At 74.5% G+C, this 15426-nt stretch carries 13 protein-coding genes; 11 read left to right on the forward strand and 2 right to left on the reverse strand.

The window, feature by feature from the left end:
* Nucleotides 1-26: 26 nt before the first annotated feature.
* The 5 genes from DFQ13_RS21895 (at nt 27) to DFQ13_RS21915 (ending at nt 6223) form a co-directional block, all read left to right on the forward strand.
* Nucleotides 27-548 carry a hypothetical protein gene (locus DFQ13_RS21895; protein WP_035278579.1) on the forward strand — a complete coding sequence of 174 codons (522 nt, stop codon included), beginning with the start codon at nt 27-29 and terminating at the stop codon, nt 546-548.
* A 254-nt stretch (nt 549-802) separates the two neighbouring features.
* Nucleotides 803-2635, forward strand: a complete 1833-nt coding sequence (locus DFQ13_RS21900) for a protein kinase domain-containing protein (protein WP_181400097.1) — start codon at nt 803-805, stop codon at nt 2633-2635.
* A 66-nt stretch (nt 2636-2701) separates the two neighbouring features.
* Nucleotides 2702-3481, forward strand: coding sequence for an FHA domain-containing protein (locus DFQ13_RS21905; protein WP_110081150.1), 780 nt, complete (start codon nt 2702-2704; stop codon nt 3479-3481).
* Nucleotides 3482-3509: 28 nt separating this feature from the next.
* Nucleotides 3510-4643 (forward strand): hypothetical protein, encoded by a 1134-nt coding sequence (locus tag DFQ13_RS21910; protein WP_035278582.1) that lies wholly within the window; start codon nt 3510-3512, stop codon nt 4641-4643.
* On the forward strand, nt 4640-6223 hold the full coding sequence (locus DFQ13_RS21915; RefSeq protein WP_110081151.1) for a vWA domain-containing protein: 1584 nt from the start codon (nt 4640-4642) through the stop codon (nt 6221-6223). The genes DFQ13_RS21910 and DFQ13_RS21915 overlap by 4 nt, the downstream gene beginning before the upstream one ends.
* On the opposite strand, the gene DFQ13_RS21920 is transcribed toward DFQ13_RS21915, so the two are convergent.
* The gene (locus DFQ13_RS21920; protein ID WP_110081152.1) at nt 6217-7569 is read right to left on the reverse strand and encodes a hypothetical protein; all 1353 of its coding nucleotides are present in this window, start codon (nt 7567-7569) and stop codon (nt 6217-6219) included. The two genes, DFQ13_RS21915 and DFQ13_RS21920, sit on opposite strands and share 7 nt — an antisense overlap.
* Nucleotides 7570-7679: 110 nt before the next feature.
* On the opposite strand from DFQ13_RS21920, the gene DFQ13_RS21925 reads away from it, so the two are divergent.
* Complete coding sequence (locus DFQ13_RS21925) at nt 7680-8495, forward strand: SDR family NAD(P)-dependent oxidoreductase (protein WP_110081153.1); 816 nt, start codon at nt 7680-7682, stop codon at nt 8493-8495.
* Here the strand turns inward: DFQ13_RS21925 and DFQ13_RS21930 are convergent.
* Nucleotides 8480-8962, reverse strand: coding sequence for a flavin reductase family protein (locus tag DFQ13_RS21930; RefSeq protein ID WP_325050953.1), 483 nt, complete (start codon nt 8960-8962; stop codon nt 8480-8482). The two genes, DFQ13_RS21925 and DFQ13_RS21930, sit on opposite strands and share 16 nt — an antisense overlap.
* A 220-nt stretch (nt 8963-9182) precedes the next feature.
* On the opposite strand from DFQ13_RS21930, the gene DFQ13_RS21935 reads away from it, so the two are divergent.
* From DFQ13_RS21935 to DFQ13_RS21955, 5 genes are all read left to right on the forward strand, one after another.
* Entirely contained in the window at nt 9183-10805 is a 1623-nt protein-coding gene (locus DFQ13_RS21935; protein WP_233438520.1) for an ABC transporter substrate-binding protein, read from the forward strand.
* The gene (locus DFQ13_RS21940) at nt 10802-11773 is read left to right on the forward strand and encodes an ABC transporter permease (protein WP_181400098.1); all 972 of its coding nucleotides are present in this window, start codon (nt 10802-10804) and stop codon (nt 11771-11773) included. Before DFQ13_RS21935 ends, DFQ13_RS21940 begins: the two co-directional genes overlap by 4 nt.
* Nucleotides 11766-12602 (forward strand): ABC transporter permease, encoded by an 837-nt coding sequence (locus DFQ13_RS21945; RefSeq protein WP_110081155.1) that lies wholly within the window; start codon nt 11766-11768, stop codon nt 12600-12602. Before DFQ13_RS21940 ends, DFQ13_RS21945 begins: the two co-directional genes overlap by 8 nt.
* A complete protein-coding gene (locus DFQ13_RS21950) occupies nt 12599-14197 on the forward strand; it encodes a dipeptide ABC transporter ATP-binding protein (RefSeq protein WP_110081156.1) in 1599 nt (532 codons plus the stop codon). Before DFQ13_RS21945 ends, DFQ13_RS21950 begins: the two co-directional genes overlap by 4 nt.
* Nucleotides 14198-14300: 103 nt before the next feature.
* Entirely contained in the window at nt 14301-15425 is a 1125-nt protein-coding gene (locus DFQ13_RS21955; protein ID WP_110081157.1) for an LLM class flavin-dependent oxidoreductase, read from the forward strand.
* The last annotated feature ends 1 nt before the right edge of the window (nt 15426 follow it).

Genomic DNA, 15426 nt, shown 5'->3' on the forward strand with positions numbered 1-15426 from the left:
CGATGACTACCGTGAGGAGAGCAGCCATGTCGGACCCGGCGAGATTCCCATCCGCAGACGACCAGCCGTTCGTTCCCAAGGGACCACCCCTCACCCTGCCCGGCGAGGCGGCGGCGGTCAGCCCGGACACGTGGTACCGCTGCAAGGCGGACTTCCTGAGCAACAACGGGAAGACAATGATCCCCGGGTACCTCGGCCCGCGCAGTGACTGGCCCTCGAACGTGGCGTTCGCGGACTACATCGTCATGTACGAGGACATCGATTCCGCCTGCCAGTTCCAATTGCAAGAGGTGGACGAGCAGGGGTGGGCGCGCTGGTTGATCAAGAAGGACGGCTACCACCTCGACTTGAAGAGCACCGGCTGGTTCTACCGGGCGTCGTACTACACCACGCGCTTCGCCGTTGTGGACGGGATGCTGCTCAACGACTACTGGGGCGGACCCGCGTGCGCCGACTTCCGCGGCGGTGTGGTCCCCGACGGCTACTACGTCGGCCAAGACCTGGGTGAGGCGTTCAGGTTGAAGAACTGCCTGCTCGAGCCCGTCTGACCGGACGACCGGCACGAGCGGGTGCCGCGCCCGGGACGTTCACCCCCGCCGGACCGGCCACGGAATCCACCCCTCCTCGTCGCGCTGCGGGCGGCCACCGGCACCGTGCCCGGCTGAACGGGCCGGGCTGGGCGAACAACGCGCGGCGGGTGGGTGACCGGGAGTTGAACTCGGGAGCCCACCCGCACCCGCGTGCCTAGACTCCGGACTCCCGGGCCCCGCACCGGGCTCACGCTGGAGTGCGAGGTTCGATGGTGCGCGACGAAGTGACCCGCTACCGGCTCGTGCGGTTGCTCGGCCGCGGTGGCATGGGCGAGGTGCACGTCGCCGAGGACACCATGCTGCACAACCGGCAGGTGGCGTTGAAGCTGCTCTCGGCGGGGGCGCTGACCGACCCGGACCTGGAGCGGCGGTTCCGGCAGGAGTGCGAACTGGCCGCGCAGATCGACCACCCGAACGTGCTGCCGGTCTACAACTACTCCGTGGGCGAGAAGCCCTACATCGCCATGCGCTACGTCGACGGCACCGACCTCTCCACCGAGATCAAGGCCCACCCGGGCGGCCTCGACCCGGAGCGGGCGGTGCACGTGGTCTCCCAGGTCGCCGCGGCGCTCGACGCCGCGCACCGCAAGCACCTGCGGCACCGGGACGTGAAGCCGTCGAACATCCTGCTGGAGCAGGTCTCCGCGGCGGGCGGCGAGCACGCCTGGCTGTTCGACTGGGGGATCGCGCAGCCGATCGAGGCGCAACCGCTGACCGGGCTCAACCAGATCGTCGGCACCCCGCACTACATCGCCCCGGAGCGCCTGGACGGCACCAGGTCCGACCACCGCGCCGACGTCTACGCCCTCGCCGTGGTGCTCTACGAGTGCCTCAGCGGGCGGCGGCCGTTCGCCGGGGACGACATGTCCGTGCTGGTCGCGCACATGCAGACCCCGCCCCCACCGCTCCCGGAGTCGATCGGCGACGGGCTGCGCGCGGTGGTGGCCAAGGGCCTGGCCAAGAAGCCGGACGAGCGCTACCAGAGCGCGGGCGACCTCGCCGCCGCCGCGCGGGAAGCCCTCCGCGACGAGCAGCTCAGCCGCCTGCGGGCATCGCTGGCGGGGGAATTGGCGGCCGGTAAGCCCAAGCGCGGCCGGTCGGCCACCCCGCAGAAGCGATTACCGGCGTGGCCGCGCGGGCGGGGAACCGGAGCACCGAAGCGGTCGGCGCCCGCCGAACCAGACGGGCGGACGCCCGCCGGGCCGGAAGGGCGGCAGCCAGGGGAACCGGGGAGGGGGACGCCCGCCGGGCCACAGGGGCGGATGCCCGCTGGTTCGGAGGGCTGGCCGCCTGCCGGACCGGAAGGGCGGACGCCTGCCGGTCCGGAGAGGTGGGAACCTGCTGGGCCGGAGGGCCGGGGGCCTGCTGGTTCAGAGGGCTGGGTGCCTGCCGGGTCGGAGGGGCGGGGGCCTGCGGGGCCGGAGGCATGGGCGCCTGGTGAGTCGGAGGGACGTGGGCCTGCCGGTTCGGAGGGTTGGGTGCCTGCCGGGTCGGAGGGTCGGAAGCCTCCGGGACCGGAGGCGTGGGTGCCTGATGGGCCGGAGGGGCGTGGTCCTGCTGGTTCGGCGGCGTGGGCGCCTGCTGGATCAGAGGGTCGGGGGCCTGCGGGGTCGGAGAGGTGGGTGCCTGGTGGCTCGGCGGGGCGGGAGCCTGCCGGGTCGGAGGGGGCGCCTGCGAGGGCGGGGTGGCGGAGGTTCATCGGGTCGGAGACGTGGTTGTTCGGTGGGGAGGGGGAGCGGGCGCCTGCCGGGACCGGGGCGGTGGAGCCGGGGGCGCGGGGGCCGGGGGAGTCCGCGACCGGTCGGGCCGGGGGGCGCTTGGCGGGGGTGCGCGTGCCCGAGGTGGTGGCCGGGGGCGCGGTCGGTGGGATCGTCGGCGGTGCGCTGGTGTTCAGCGGGGTCGCCGGGGTGTGGATTCTGTTCGCCCTGGCGGTGGCGGGCGCGCTGTTGGCGTTCGGGGTGCGCGGGCCCGCCGCGCCGCCGGGGCCCGCGCGGCCGGACGACCACACCCGCGACGCGGGAGGGCTCCCGCCACCGCGGCCCTAACGTCGTGCACGACCGGCCCGCACCGACCGGCACGACCGGCCCGCACCGACCAAGGAGCCCCCGTCGATGGGCATGTACTTCCTCGAACCGCTGACGCCGAGCCTGCTGCGGCACGAGCCGCTGCTCGGCGGTGCCCCGGCGCCGGTGGGCACGCTGTTCGTCCTCGGCGAGGAGGGCGGGTACGCCGCGGCGCCGCGCGCGCACAGCACGCTGGTGCTCGGCCGCAACAGCCCCGACGTGCACGTGACCGTCGGGGCCGGGGACTGGTACGTCAGCCGGGAGCACGCCACGCTGCGCTGTGCCCCGGACGGGCGGTGGACGCTGCGCAACGGCGGCAGGCTGCCGATCCGCATCTCCGACGCGCCCGCGCTGCTGCACGAGCACGAGACCACCGTGCCGCACGGCTACGCCCCGCTCTACATCCAGGGCAGCCGCCTGCACGTGGTGGAGCTGCTGGTCAGCTCGGGGCGGCGCGGTGCGGACCGGGTGCGCCCGGAGACCGGCACCCGTGACCTGGCCTGGCCGCTGTCGCCGCGGGAGCGGCTGGTGCTGGTGGCCCTGTTCCAGTTGTACCTGCTGCGCGCCGACGACGCGCACCCGCTGTCCTGGAACGAGACCAGCCGCAGGCTCAACGAGGTCCCCCGCCAACAGGGGTGGACCGACCGGCGGGCCGAGCACGCCGTGGACGGGGTGCGCAAGCGGTTGGCCGCGGCCGGGGTTGCGGGGGTCACCGCCGACTCGGCGCCCCCGGACGCCATCAAGCGCAACCTGCTGCGGGTGCTGCTCGACACCGCCACCCTCGTGCCGCCCGACCTGCGGCTGCTGGACACAGGAACAGGAGATTGACGTTGTGGTGCAACACGGACGGGCTCCGGTGACCGCGCCGGGGAGGCGCGGCGGCACGGCGCGGCTGGTGGCGCTGGTGCTGGGCGTGGCGATCATCGCCGTCGTCGCGGTCTACGTGGCCAAGGGCGGTGGGAGTGGCGCCGCGGGTGGGTCCTGTGTGGACGAACCGGTGGCCGAGGTGCACGGGGTGATCGGGTCGGAGAAGGAGGAGTTCTTCCGCGACCCCAGGGTCGTCGAGCGGTTGCGGTGCCTGGCGCTGCGGGTCGTGGTGGACTCCAGGGGGTCGCTGGACATGGTGGACCCGCTGCGGCGGGAGGGGCACGGCTACGACTTCGCCTTCCCCGGCAGCCGCACCACCGCCCGGGAGATCCTGGACGACCAGGCGATCCGGCACGAGCTGCCCGCGCTGGACCCGTACGAGGTCTTCTCCTCGCCGATGGTCATCGCCACGCTGTCGGAGACGGTCACCACGCTCAGGGCCAACGGCGTCGTGCGGTCGGTGGCCGACCAGGACGTGGTCGACCTCGGGCGGGTGCTCGAACTCGTCAGCGCGGGCACGACGTGGAGCGCGCTGAACGCGGACGGCCCCGCCACCGACCAGACCCCGGTGCTGCTGTACTCCACCGACCCGGACGCCTCGAACTCCGGGTTCCTGCTGCTGGCCGCCGCCGCGTGGACCCGCAACCAGAACCGGGCCGAGATCGGGGCGGAGAACATGGCGGCGGTGGCGGCCCAGGTGTGCCCGCTGTTCGCCGCGCAGGGCGGCAGCAAGCCGATCAAGAGCCAGGACCTGTTCGACCAGTACGCCGGGCAGAACCCGCGCACCTCGATGGCGTTCGTCTACGAGTCGCAGTACCTGTCGGCGAAGGTGCTCCCCGAGGGCCACGACGTGCTCTACCCGAACCCGGGGATCGCCTCGGTGCACACGCTGATCGCGCTCGACGCGAAGGGGCAGCGGGTCGGGCAGGTGCTGCGCGACGACGACGAGCTGGCGCGGCTGGTGGCCGAGCACGGGTTCCGGCCGCAGGGGCGGACCGTGCAGCCCAAGGGGTTGGCCGACCCGCCGGTGACCGCGGCGGAGTCGCCGTCGTTCGACGAGATGCGGTCGCTGGTCGACCGGTTGGTGGCCATGCGGGCGTCCGGGAAGAGGTGTGGGGGATGAGGGTTCTCGGTGCGGTGCTGCTCGCGGCGCTCTGCCTGACCGCGTGCACGCAGGAGACGCCCGCGGTCGGACCCGGGGAGCCGGGGACGCTGCGGGTGCTGGCGGGCAGTGAGCTGGCGGACATGAAACCGGTGCTGGACAGGGCCGCCGAGGCGACCGGCGTGCGGGTGGAGCTGACCTTCGTCGGCAGCCTGGACGGGGCGAAGCAGGTCGCCGACGGCACCGCGGACGGCAAGTACGACGCGGTGTGGTTCTCCTCCGCCAACTACCTGCGGACCTTCCCCGGTGCCGGGTCGCACCTGGGCACGTCCGTGCAGACCATGGCCTCGCCGGTGGTGCTGGGGCTGACGAAGTCGACCGCGGACCGGCTCGGCTGGGCGGGCAGGCCGGTCCGCTGGCCGGACGTGGTGGCGGCGGCCAGGGCGGAGCAGTTCACCTTCGCGATGACCGACCCGAACGCCTCCAACACCGGTTTCTCCGCGCTGCTGGCGATGACCGCGGCCCTGGAGGGCAGCGGCCGGGTGCTCGACGTGGAGGCGATCGGGAAGGTGGCCGAGCAGGTGGCGGCGCTGTTCTCGGTGCACCGGCTGACCGCCCCGTCGTCGGACTGGCTGACCGACGCCTACGTGGAGCGCAACGCGGGCAGGCAGCCGGGCGGGCCGATCGACGGGCTGGTCAGCTACGAGTCGTCGCTGCTGGCGCTCAACCGGTCCGGGCGGCTGCCGGAGCCGCTGACCCTGGTCTACCCGACCGACGGCGTGGTGGTCGGCGACTACCCGCTGACCGCGCTCGCGGGCGCCTCCGCCGGGGCGCGCGACCTGCACCGGCGGCTGACCGAGTACCTGCGGACCCCGGACGTGCAGCGGTCGATCGGGGAGACCACGTCGCGGCGCCCCGCGGTGCCCGGGGTGGACCGCCCGCAGGGGGTGCCGGGGTCGCTCAACGAGATCCCGTTCCCGGATAGCTGGGCGGCGATCGAGGCGCTGTTGCAGGCCTACAACGACGACCTGCGGCGGCCGTCGCGGGTGGTCTACGTGCTCGACGTGTCCGGGTCCATGGCGCGGGACGGTCGGATCGACGGGTTGAGGGCCGCGTTGAAGGAGCTGACCGGCGCCGGGTCCGAACTGGCGGGGAAGGTGTGCGGGTTCCGCAAGCGGGAGGAGATCGTGCTGCTGCCGTTCAACAGCCGCCCGCTGCCTCGGCACGACTTCACCGTCGACGCGGCGGACCCCGGCCCGTCGCTGGCCGCCATCCGGTCCGATGTGGACGGTCTGCGGGCGGGCGGCGGCACGGCGGTCTACGACTCGCTGATCACCGCGCACGGGCTCGCCGCCGGTGCGGGTGACCGCTTCACCAGCGTGGTACTGATGACCGACGGCGAGAACACCGACGGTGTCGGGCTCCCCGCCTACCTGGACTTCCTCACGACCGCGCCCCCGGTCCCGGTGTTCCCGATCCTGTTCGGGGAGGCCAACGAGTCGGAGATGCGCACGGTGGCCGACCGCACCGGCGGCGAGTACGTCGACGCCCGCACCGAGAGCCTGGCCGCCGCGTTCTGCGAGATCCGCGGCTATCAGTGACGCAGGCCGAGGTGGAACCGCAGGACGCGGACCCGCTCCTGGCCCAGGGTGGGTGCGGCCCCGGCGAGCAGGTCGGCCCAGGGCGCGTCGCCGGGGCGCAGGTAGGCCGTCGCGGACCCGCTGCGCAGCCACTCGGCGATGTCGCGCTCCGCCGCGCCGTGCAGCGGGTCGGCGGGGTCGGCGAGCAGCAGCAGGTCGGTGTGCAGGCGGCAGGCGGGTGAGGCCGCGCGCAGGAGCGCGTAGGCGGCGGTGCGCTGGTGCGTGGGGTTCCCCGGCGCCAGCGCCGCCCACAGGAACGGCTCGGGCGGCGGGGTGGCGCGCAGGGCCCGCACCGCGCGGCGGCTGACCCGGGGCGACGGGTCGGTGAGCAGTGTCGCCAGGAGGTCCGGGGTCCCGGCGCCGAGGGCGTGCACGGCGTCGACCGCGGCGGCGCGCATCCGGGGCAGGGGCGCGGCCAGGAGTGGGATCACGGCGTCGGCGTCCGCGCGGGAACCGGTCTCGCCCAGGCCCGCCACCGACTCCGGGGTGGGCGGGTCGACCCGCCGGTAGTGGGCGGCGGGGTCCTCGCCCGCGCGGCGCAGGGCGGCCTGGGCGGTGGCGCGGACGACGGCGGTCCGGTCGGTCAGCGCCGCCGCGGCGGGCCGCAGGTCACCGGCGAGGGCCAGGGTGTGCACGGCGTCCGCGCGCAGCGCCGAGGTGCGGGCGGTGAGCAGCGGGTGGACCGCGCCGGGGTCGTCCGCCGCCCTGGCCGCGCGCAGTGCCGCCGCCCCGCAGATCAGGCGGACCTCCCGGTCCCGGTCGGTGCGGGCGAGGTGCAGCAGCTCCGGCAGGGGCAGTGCGGCGGCGGTGGTGGCGAAGACCATCCGCCGCGCCTTCCGGTCCTCCACGGCCCTGGCGGCGGCCAGCACCTCGGGTGCGGCGGTGGTCAGCGCCGCCGTCACCGCCTCGGCGAGCCAGCCGCCGTGCGCCCGGTCGCGCATCGCCCTGGCTAACCCGACCAGCGCGGGCAGGGCGTCCGGCAGCGCCGCCGCGCAGCGTTCGCGGGCCAGGTCGCGCACCTGCGGGACCCAGTCGCCGCTGCGCAGCGCCGCGATCCGGGGGTCGGTGCTGATCCGCAGGGCGGCCTCGCGGAGGTGCCCGTCGCGGTGGCAGGCGGCCAGCAGGACGTCCGCCGGGGTGGCGGTGCCGTCGGTGAGGCGACTGCGCAGCGCCGTGCTCCAGGTGGCGGGGAACCGGGTCGAGCGGATCTCGGCGTCGAACTCCAGCCACGCGGACGCGCCCAGGCCGGGCAGGGCCTCCACCCTGCCCCGCAACTCGTCATCGATGTTCGACCGGCGGCTCCACACGCGGGCAGCGTACGAGGCGGGTGGGGCAACCCTGGTGCATTTTCAGGCGCCACCCCCTGCGCGGGGAACAGTGTTTGCGAACATCGACGTTCGCAAACTAGGCTTGGTGGATGCGCGTCCTCATCACCGGTGCTGCCCGCGGCATCGGCGCCGCCCTCGCCACCCGCCTGTCCGACTCCGGTGCCCGGGTCGCCCTCGCGGGCCTCGAACCGGAGCTGCTGGAGCAGGTGGCCGCGTCCTGCGCCGCCCCCTGGCGCCCCTGCGACGTGGCCGACCGGGAACAGGTCGACCGCGCGGTCGAGGAACTGGTCGGCGAGCTGGGCGGTCTCGACGTCGTGGTGGCCAACGCCGGGATCGCCAAGCAGTTGCCGCTGATCGGCGGTGACCCCGCCGCCATGGAGCGGACCCTCCAGGTCAACGTGCTGGGCGCCTACTACACGCTGCGCGCCGCGGGCCCGCACATCGCCCACCCCGGCGGCTACGCCGTGCTCATCTCCTCCCTGGCCGCGGCCGTCCACCTGCCGCTCCTGGGCGCCTACAGCGCCTCCAAGGCCGCGGTGGAAGCCCTCGGCAACACCCTCCGGGCCGAACTGCGCCCGACCGGGGCCCGGGTCGGGGTGGCCTACTTCGCCGAACTCGACACCGACATGACCAGCCGGGGCTTCGGCACCGAGGCCGCGCGGGCGGTCACCGGTGGCCCGATCAACAGGCCCGCCCCGCTGAGCAGGGGGATCGACGCGCTGGCGGAGGGCATCGCCGGGCGCAGCCGCACCATCGTCGCCCCGGGGTGGGCGCGGGCCGTGCTGCCGATCCGGGGGTTGGCGCAACGGGTCATGGACCGGCGGCTGCGCGGCCGGGTGGCCGAGGCGCTGCGCATCGCCAGGGGTGAGGACGCGGCGTTCACCACGCCTCAGCCGATGCCGTAGGACCCCCGGTGGTAGAGCAGCGGTGACCGCGACGGGTCGGCGGCGAGGTCGTGCACGTGACCGAGCGCGATCGTGTGGTCGCCGCCGTCGTACTCGTTCCACAGCGTGCAGTCGAGCCAGGCGCACACGCCGTCGAGGACGGGGGCGCCGTTGGCGCTGGGCCGCCAGGCGATGCCCGCGAACTTGTCGGTGCCGCTGCGGGCGAACGCCGCCGACACCGGTTCCTGGTCCTCGGCGAGCACGTTGATCCCGAACCGGCCGATCGCCCTGATCACCGGCCAGGTGCTGGAGGTGCGGGCGGGGGAGAAGCTGACCAGCGGCGGGTCCAGCGACAGCGAGGCGAACGACTGGCAGGTGAAGCCCACCGGGCCCGCGGGTCCGGCGGCGGTGACCACCACGATGCCGGTGGCGAAGTGGCCGAGCACCTCCCGCATCCGCGTCGACGCCACCGGGCTCGGAGTCTGCACCGCGTCCCCCCTCATCGCCGTTGACCGTCCACAGCGAACACTCGGACGGGATGTGCCGCTGTCCAGGATGCCCGTCCCGGCGGCGGTTGTCCACGCTCCCGGATGATGGGCGACAGTGGCCCAGTCAAGGGCGACCGCAGGGTGAGAAGGCCCCCGGACCTGCTCTAACGGCGGTTAGCGTGCGGGAAAACGCCCCTTTCCCCGCTTCTGGAGGCCTGCCGTGACCGGCCACGCGAGACCCCGAACCACCCGGACCGCGGCCCTGCTGGGCGCGGCGCTGCTGCTCTCGGCCTGCGGCGCCCAGGGGACCGCCGCGACCGGCGCCGACGCCGGGCCGCCGCGCCCCGGCGGCACCCTGCGGCTGGGGATCTCCTCCAACCCCGACTGCCTCGACCCGCAGCAGGTCGGCACCAACGCCGCGCTCAACGTCGGCCGCCAACTGGTCGACTCGCTGACCGACCAGGACCCCGAGACCGGCGAGATCACCCCCTGGCTGGCCGAGAGGTGGGAGGTCTCACCCGACTCGACCGCGTTCACCTTCCACCTGCGCTCCGGCGCCACCTTCGCCGACGGCACCCCGGTCGACGCCGCCGCGGTCAAGACCAGCTTCGACGGCATCAAGGCGCTCGGTCCGAAGTCCCTGCTCGGCGCCGGGTACCTGGCCGCCTACCGGGGCTCGACCGCGCTCGACCCGGCCACGGTGAAGATCGAGTTCTCCGCCCCGAGCGCGCAGTTCCTCCAGGCCAGCTCCACCATGTCCCTCGGGGTGCTGGCGCCCGCGGCCTACGCGAAGACCGCCGAGCAGCGCTGCCAGGGCACCGGGCTGATCGGCTCCGGCCCGTTCGTCTTCGAGAGCTTCCAGCCCAACCGCGAGGTCGTGCTGGCCAAGCGCCCCGGCTACGCCTGGGGCTCCCCGCTGTGGGGGCACACCGGCGAGGCGTACCTGGACAGGATCTCCTACCGGGTGGTCCCCGAGCCCGGGGTGCGCACCGGCAGCCTGGCCTCCGGCCAGCTCGACGCGATCACCGACGTGCAGCCGGTCGACGAGCCGCAGTTCGCGGGCAACGGGTTCACCGAGCCGGTGCGGCCGAACCCGGGCATCGTGTTCAACCTCACCGCCAACACCACCCGCGGCGTGCTCACCGACGCGAAGGTGCGCCAGGCCGTGTCCAAGGGCATCAACCGCCCCGAGGTGACCTCGACCGTCCTGTCGTCCAACTACAGGGCCGCCACCAGCGTCCTCGGCTCCACCACCCCGCTGCACGCGGACCTGTCGAAGGAACTGGCCTTCGACCAGCAGGGCGCCCAGGCGCTGCTCGACTCCGCCGGGTGGCAGCCAGGCCCGGACGGCATCCGGGTCAAGGACGGGCAGCGGTTGACCGCGAGCGTGGTGTTCTCGGCGGTGTTCAACCAGAACCAGAGCGCCTTGGAGCTGATCCAGCAGCAACTGCGCAAGATCGGTTTCGACCTGCGCATCGAGCTGCACACCAACGCCGAAACCACCGCCATCCAGCAGGCCGGGAACTACGACTTCCTCTGGTTCAACACCACCCGCGCCGACCCGGACATCCTGCGCCAGCTCTACTCCACCAAGTCCACCAACCGCAGCAAGCTCGCCCCTGGCCCGCTGGACGAGGCGCTGGACCAGCAGGCCGCCACGGTCGACCCGGCGACCCGCGGCCCCGCCGCCGAGCGGGCCCAGCGGCTGATCGTGGAGCAGGCCTACGTCATCCCGGTGTTCGAGCTGACCCAGGTCCTGGGGGTGGGGCCGACCGCGCACGGCATCGAGTTCGAGGCGTCCTCGCGGCTGCGGCTCTTCGACGCCTGGGTGTCGGGGTCGTGAGCCGCACGAGCGTGCCGCGCCGCCTGGCGCAGGCCGTCGTGGTGCTGTGGGCGGCGTTCACCCTGTCGTTCGTGGTGCTCTACCTGCTCCCCGGCGACGCCGTGCTGACCAAGCTCGGCTCCGCCGAGGGCGGGGTGACCGCCTCCGACGCCGAGGTCGCCGCCGCCAGGGCCGCCCACGGCCTGGACGACCCGCTGCCGATGCAGTACGGCAAGCGCCTGCTGGCGGCGCTGCGCGGCGACTTCGGCACCTCGGTCAGCACCGGCGACGACGCCACCCACCTGGTGTTGTCCGCGCTGCCGCCCACCCTGGCGGTGACCGGCCTGGCGCTGGTGCTGGCGGTCCTGTTCGGTGGCGGCGTGGCCGTGCTGGGCACCTACACCCGGCAGCGCTGGCTGGGGCAGCTCCTGCTGTCACTGCCGCCGCTGGGCATCTCGCTGCCGTCGTTCTGGGTGGGGCTGGTGCTCATCCAGGTCTTCTCGTTCCAGCTCCGCCTGGTGCCTGCCCTCGGTTCCACCGGGTTCGCCTCGCTCGTCCTCCCGGCGGTCACGCTGGCGCTGCCGACCGGCGCGATCATCGGGCAGGTGCTGGCCAAGAGCCTGCGCACCCAGCTCGCCGAACCCTACGTGGAGGTCGTGCTGGCCAAGGGCGCGAGTCGCGGCCGGGTCCACTTCGGACACGCGCTGCGCGGCGCCGCGCTGCCCGCGCTGACGCTGGTCGGGGTGGTGGCGGGCAACCTGCTCGCCGGGTCGGTGGTCACCGAGACCGTGTTCGCCCGCGACGGCGTCGGCCGGGTGACCGCGGCGGCGGTGACCGCGCAGGACATCCCGGTCGTGCAGGCGGTGATCGTGCTGGCCGCGTTCTTCTTCGTGGCGGTCAACCTGGCCGTCGACCTGCTCTACCCGCTGCTCGACCCCCGCCTGGCCGCACCGGCCGCCCGCACCGGGAAGGTGACCGCCGATGCCTGACCTGTCCGTCCGCGACACCGGACTGCACCTGCTGCGCAGACCGGGGCTGGTGCTCTCCGGGGTGGTGATCGCGCTGGTGCTGCTGGCCGCGGTGGCGCCCGCGCTGTTCACCGGCCAAGACCCCATCGCCGGGGTGCCCGTCGAGCGGTTGCAGGGGCCGTCGCCGTCGCACCTGTTCGGCACCGACGAGACCGGCCGCGACGTGTTCGCCCGGGTCGTGCACGGGGCGGCGCTGTCGCTGCGGGCCACGGTGATCGCCGTGCTGGTGGCGCTGGTGTCGGGGGCGGCGCTCGGGCTGCTCGCCGGGTTCCGCGGCGGCTGGCCGGACTCGGTGGTCATGCGCGTGATCGACGTGGTGCAGGCGGTCCCGGCGATCCTGCTCTCGCTCGCGCTGGTGACCGCGCTGGGCTTCGGCACGACCAACGTGGCCATCGCCGTCGGGGTGTCGAACCTCGCCGCGTTCGCCCGCCTGATGCGCGCGGAGGTGCTGCGCGTGCGGTCCGGGGTGTTCGTCGAGGCCGCGCGGGCCAGCGGGGTCCGCTGGAGCGGGGTGCTGGGCAGGCACGTGCTGCCCAACGCCCTCGGACCGGTCCTGGTGCTGGCCACGCTCACCTTCGGCACCGCCGTGCTGGAGGTGTCCGCGCTGAGCTTCCTCGGCTTCGGCGCCACCCCGCCCACCCCGGAGTGGGGCGCGCTGGTCGCGGGCGGGCGCGGCTTCCTGGCCACCGCCTGGTGGATGACGACCTTCCCCGGCCTCACCGTCGCCGCGGTGGTGCTGGCCACCAACCGGCTCGGCCGGGCCCTCGACGGCGAACGGAGTGGACGATGACCGGGGTGAGCGCGGGGTTGCTGCGCATCGACGGCCTGGACGTGACCTACCGGACCCGCACCGGGCCGGTGCGGGCGGTGCGCGGGGTGGACCTGACCGTCCACCCCGGACAGATCGTGGCCGTGGTCGGCGAGTCCGGGTCGGGCAAGTCCACCACCGCGCACGCCGCGATCGGGCTGCTGCCCGCGGGCGGCCGGGTCGAGGCGGGCAGCATCACCTTCGACGGCCGCGACCTCACCGGGCTGTCGGAGAAGGGGTGGCGGTCGGTGCGCGGCACCGGCATCGCCCTGGTCCCGCAGGACCCCACCGTCTCCCTCGACCCGGTGCGCCGCGTCGGCGAGCAGGTGGCCGAGGTGCTGCGCATCCACCGCCTCGCCCCCCGCGCCCGGCTCGCCGCCGAGGCCGTGGAGCTGCTGGGCCGCGCCGGGGTGGACCGGCCGGGGCAGCGCGCCCGGCAGTACCCGCACCAGCTCTCCGGTGGCCTGCGCCAGCGGGTGCTCATCGCCATCGCCCTGGCCGGGGAACCGCGGCTGATCATCGCCGACGAACCCACCAGCGCCCTCGACGTCACCGTGCAGCGCGCCATCCTCGACCACCTCCAGGAGCTGGCCGCAGAGTCCGGCACCGCGGTGCTGCTCATCACCCACGACCTGGGCGTGGCCGCCGACCGCGCCGCGCACGTCGCGGTGATGTCCGGGGGCACCGTGGTCGAGCAGGGACCCACCCGCGAGGTCCTGGGTGCCCCCGCCCACGCCTACACCCGCGACCTGCTCGCCGCCGCCCCCGCCCTGGCCGGGGAACCGCTGCGCCCGCGCCGCCCGGCGGGGACCGACGTGCTGCTCGCGGTGACCGGCCTGCGCCGCTCCTTCGACGGCACCGCCGCCGTGGACGACGTGTCCTTCACCCTGACCAGGGGCCGCACGCTGGCGCTGGTCGGCGAGTCCGGCTCCGGCAAGACCACCACCGCCCGGATGGCCGTCGGCCTGGAAACCCCGGACGCGGGCACGGTCACCTTCGACGGGGAGGACATCACCGCCGCGCGCGGGGAGCGGCTGCGCGCGCTGCGCCGCCGGTTCCAGCTCGTCCACCAGAACCCGTACGCCTCGCTGAACCCGAGGATGACCGTCGGCGACACCGTCGCCGAGCCGCTGCGCGCGTTCGGGATCGGCGACCGGGCGAGCAGGCGCGAGCGGGCCGCCGAGCTGCTGGAACAGGTGGCGCTGCCCGCGTCGGCGCTGCGCCGCAGGCCGGTCGAGCTGTCCGGCGGGCAGCGGCAGCGGGTGGCGATCGCCCGCGCGCTCGCGCTCAACCCGGACCTGGTGGTGCTCGACGAACCGGTGTCCGCGCTGGACGTGTCCGTGCAGGCGCAGATCCTCCGGCTGCTCGTGCGCCTGCAAGCCGAGCACGGGTTGACCTACCTGTTCATCACCCACGACCTGGCCGTGGTCCGGCAGGTCGCCGACGAGGTCGGGGTGATGCGGCGCGGTCGGCTGGTCGAGTCCGGCCCCACCGACGCGGTGCTCACCGACCCGAGCGCCGAGCACACCCGCGAACTGCTCGCCGCCATCCCCGGCACGCGGGTCACCGCGAGCTGAGGTTATTCCCGATCCGCGCAACCGTCCCACCCCCTGGCTGCCGGGGCGCCCGCCGCCCGCACCGGCGCACAATCGGCCAGGACGGACCGGAAGGAGATCCCGCATGACGACCCCTGACCCCGGACCCCACCTCGCCGTCGCGCTCGACGGCGCGGGCTGGCACCCGGCCGCCTGGCGCGAGCCGCGGGCCCGGCCGGACGAGCTGTTCTCCGCCCGCTACTGGACCGACCTGGTCCGCGAGGCGCAGTCGGCCGCCCTGGACTTCGTCACCTTCGAGGACACCCTCGCGTTGCAGCGCGGCGGGTCCCCGGAGGCCACCGACCGGGTGCGCGGGCGGCTCGACGCCGTGCTCATCGCCGCCAGGGTCGCCCCGCTCACCGTGGGCATCGGCCTGGTGCCCACGGTGGTCACCACGCACACCGAGCCGTTCCACATCTCCAAGGCCATCGCCACCCTGGACTACGTCAGCACCGGCCGCGCCGGGGTCCGGGTCCGGGTGGGGCGCCCGCACGAGTACCCGCACTTCGGCCGCCGCGACCCCGACGAGGACCGCGACTCCCTGTTCACCGAGGCCGCCGACTACGTCGAGGTCGTGCGCAGGCTGTGGGACAGCTGGGAGGACGACGCGGAGATCCGCGACGCGGCCACCGGCCGGTTCGTCGACCGGGACAGGCTGCACTACATCGACTTCGAGGGCGCCGCGTTCTCGGTCAAGGGACCGTCGATCACGCCCCGGCCGCCGCAGGGCCAACCGCTGGTCACCGCCCTGGCGCACGCGGAGGTTCCTTTTCAGTTCGCCGCGCAGTCCACCGACCTGGCCTACGTCACCCCGACCGACCGCGGCGACGCCGAGCGGATCGTCACCCGCCTCGAGGGTCTGCCGCACGTGTTCGCCGACCTGGTCGTGTTCCTCGACGACAAGCCCGGCGCCGCCGCCGACCGCCTCGCCCGGCTCGACGACACGGCGGGCAAGGCGTACGCCTCCGACGCGCACGTGTTCACCGGCACCCCCGCCGAACTGGCCGACCTGCTGCTGGACTGGCACGCCGCGGGCCTCACCGGCTTCCGCCTGCGCCCCGGCGCGATCCCCGACGACCTGACCGCCATCACCCGCGGCCTGGTGCCCGAACTGCGCGCCCGCGGCGCGTTCCGCTCCGGCTACGAGGCCGACACCCTGCGCGGGCTGCTCGGCCTGCCGCGCCCCGCCAACCGCTACGCGACCGCCTGAG

The sequence above is a fragment of the Actinokineospora spheciospongiae genome (assembly GCF_003182415.1).
GTDB lineage: Bacteria > Actinomycetota > Actinomycetes > Mycobacteriales > Pseudonocardiaceae > Actinokineospora > Actinokineospora spheciospongiae.